General features: G+C 72.4%; 3 protein-coding genes. All 3 read right to left on the reverse strand.

The genetic code is table 11. From position 1 onward, the window contains the following. Positions 1 to 968, reverse strand: a 968-nt coding sequence (locus J0670_RS35210) for an LLM class flavin-dependent oxidoreductase (RefSeq protein ID WP_207816602.1), incomplete at its 3' end; no start/stop codon positions are given. A gap of 191 nt (positions 969 to 1,159) precedes the next feature. Beyond that, a complete protein-coding gene (locus tag J0670_RS35215; protein ID WP_207816603.1) occupies positions 1,160 to 1,549 on the reverse strand; it encodes an SCO5389 family protein in 390 nt (129 codons plus the stop codon). A 113-nt stretch (positions 1,550 to 1,662) separates the two neighbouring features. Next, the coding region (locus J0670_RS35220) for an MFS transporter (RefSeq protein ID WP_207816605.1) at positions 1,663 to 2,711 on the reverse strand (1,049 nt) is incomplete at its 5' end.

The following is a 2,711-nucleotide window of genomic DNA, read 5'->3' on the forward strand; positions in this document are numbered from 1 at the left end:
TGGACGTAGTCGTCGTGCTCGAAGGTGAAGGGGAGCGCGAAGGCGACCTCGTCCACCTCGCGGTAGCCGGCGTGGGCGTGCAGGCGTTCGGCGAGTTCCTCCGAGGTGCCGACCAGGTCGGGGGCGAAGAGCAGTCCGGCCGGGCCCTGAGGGGCGAGGGTGCGCGGGGTGCGGGAGCGGGCGTAGGCCTCGTACTTGGCGCGCTGTTCGGGGGTGGCGCCGTCGGTGGGGATGACCACCAGGCCCTGGGAGACCCGGGCGTGCTCGCCGTCGGGGTGGAGGGCGCGGAAGGCGCGGATCTGCTCGGCCTGGATCTCGGCGAAGTCGTAGGAGGCGCCCGGTTGTTCGGGCTTCACCACGCTGCTGGTGAGCAGGTTGAGCCCGTGCTCACCGGCCCAGCGGGCCGAGCGCAGGCTGCCGGCGCCGTACCAGAGCCGGTCGGCCAGGCCGGGGGAGTGCGGCTGGACGCGGCGCGAGTACACCTCGATGCCCTCGGTGCCGGCGAAGTCGGAGGCGTCCTCGCCGCGGATCAGGGCGATCAGCCGTTCGGCGCGGCCGTGCCCGAAGTCCTCGTGGTCGCCGGTGTCGGGGTAGAGCGCGCCCCGGACGTTCGGGTAGTGGGTGGGCGGACCGACGCTGAAGCCGGGGTTGAGCCGGCCGCCGGAGAGCAGGTCGACGGTGGCGAGGTCCTCGGCGAGCCGCAGCGGGTTCTCCCAGCCGAGCGGGGTGACGGCGGTGCCGAGCTGGATGCGGTCGGTGCGCTGGGTGGCGGCGGCGAGGACGGCGACGGGCGAGGAGATCCCGTGCTGGAGGTGGCGGTGCCGCAGCCAGGCGCTGTCGAAGCCGAGCCGCTCGCCGAGGGTGATCAGCTCCAGGGTGGACTCGTGGCCCCGGCGCGGGTCGGCCTCGTCGAAGAGCCCGATGGTCAGGAAGCCGAGCTTCCGCAGCGGGCGGGGGGACGGCGGCATGGTGCGGCTCCGGGTGGATCCTGCGGCCCGGGAAGGGCCGGACGGGTGGTGCCCGTCGAACGTACGCAGGCCGTCCGAGGCGCCACAAGATCGGCGCGCGATCCGGAAACCGGGCGACATCCGCGTGCAACACGGGTTCACGCGGACGGGCCCCCGCCGGTCGGCAGGGGCCCGTCGCGATCGGATCCGGGTCAGCAGCTGCGCAGCTCCGGGCTCTGGTTGCGGATCTGGTTGTGCAGCGAGGTGAACTCGCGGTAGGCCTCGCTGTCCTCGGAGCCGGGGCGGAAGGCGCCGACGCGGTGGCAGTTCACGAAGGCGAGCTTGACGCCGAAGTGGTCCTCCAGGCTGCCCCGGATGGCGTTGCTGGCGAGCGCGCGCAGCAGCTGGGCGCGCTGCTCGTCGCTGGGCGTGGTGTTGTCGGTGGTGAACTCGTCCTCACCGGCGGCGAGTTCGGTGCTGAGCCCGGCGACGACCTGGTAGGCGTACGGGAGCGAGCGGCGGACGGTGTCGAGGAAGTCGGCCTCGTCCACGTGGCCGTCGCGGGCCTGGTCGAGCAGGGCGGGGGAGACGTCGAGCGACATGGGGGTCCTCTTTCGCTGGGCGCGCTGCGCGGGGAGCGGGCGCGCACGGGGAACGGTTAACGAAGATGAAAACCATTTGCGTAATGGACTGTCCTGGACGCTCCGGCGCCCTGTCAAGCGCCGTCCCCCGAAGGACTGATGGGCCCAGCGGGGTTGACGTGCCCCGCAGGGCTGACGGGTGCCGACGCGGGCAGCCGGTGCACCCTGATGACGAACACCGCGATCACCACCGCGAGCGCCGCGAACACCAGGCCCAGCTGGAAGGCGGTGGCGATGCCATGCGCCAGCACCTCCGAGGAGTACGGCGCCGGGAGGGTGCCGTCGGCCCGGAACCGCGCGAGCTCCTGCGGGGTGGCCTGCCGCAGGAACGCCGGGACCTGCCGGGCGGTCTCGTGGCGGCTGGCCGTGCCGTACACGGTGACGAGGATCGACAGCCCGAGCGAGCCGCCGACCTGCTGGCTGGTGTTGAGCATCCCGGTGGCCGCGCCGGTCTCGTGCGGGGCGACCCGGGAGACGACGGTGAGCGTGGCCGGGACGAAGATCGAGCCCATCCCCAGGCCGAACAGCAGCGTCGGCCCGAGGATGCCGTCCGCGTAGGAGCTGTGGACGCTGATCCTGGTCGCCCACGCCACCCCGGCCACCACCAGCAGTGATCCGGCCATCAGGAAGGGCTTGGCCCCGAACCGCAGCTGGGTGCGCGCGGCGAACTGGGCGGCCGCGATGATCGCGACGCTGATCGGCAGGAAGGCGAAGCCGGCCCGCAGCGGGCTGTAGCCGAGGATGTCCTGCGCGAACAGGGTAAGGAAGAAGAAGATGCCGAACATCGTCGCGGCCACGCACAGGATCAGCCCGTACGCGCCGGAGCGGTTGCGGTCCCGGAACAGGTGCGGCGGCGTGATCGGCTGCGGCACCCGGCGCTCGTTGGCCAGGAAGGCCGCCAGCAGCACGATCGCCAGACCGAACGCGGTCACCGTGACGGCGTCCGTCCAGCCGTGGTCGGAGGCGCGGATGAAGCCGTACACCAGCGAGACCATGCCCGCGGTGGCGGTGCACGCGCCGGTCAGGTCGAAGCGGCCGGGGTGACGCTCGGACTCGTTGATGTACAGCGGCGCCAGCAGGGCGATCGCGATGCCGATCGGCACATTGACGAACAGCACCCACC

Origin of the sequence: Streptomyces sp. FH025 (assembly GCF_017427025.1) — a bacterium.
Taxonomy (GTDB): domain Bacteria; phylum Actinomycetota; class Actinomycetes; order Streptomycetales; family Streptomycetaceae; genus Kitasatospora.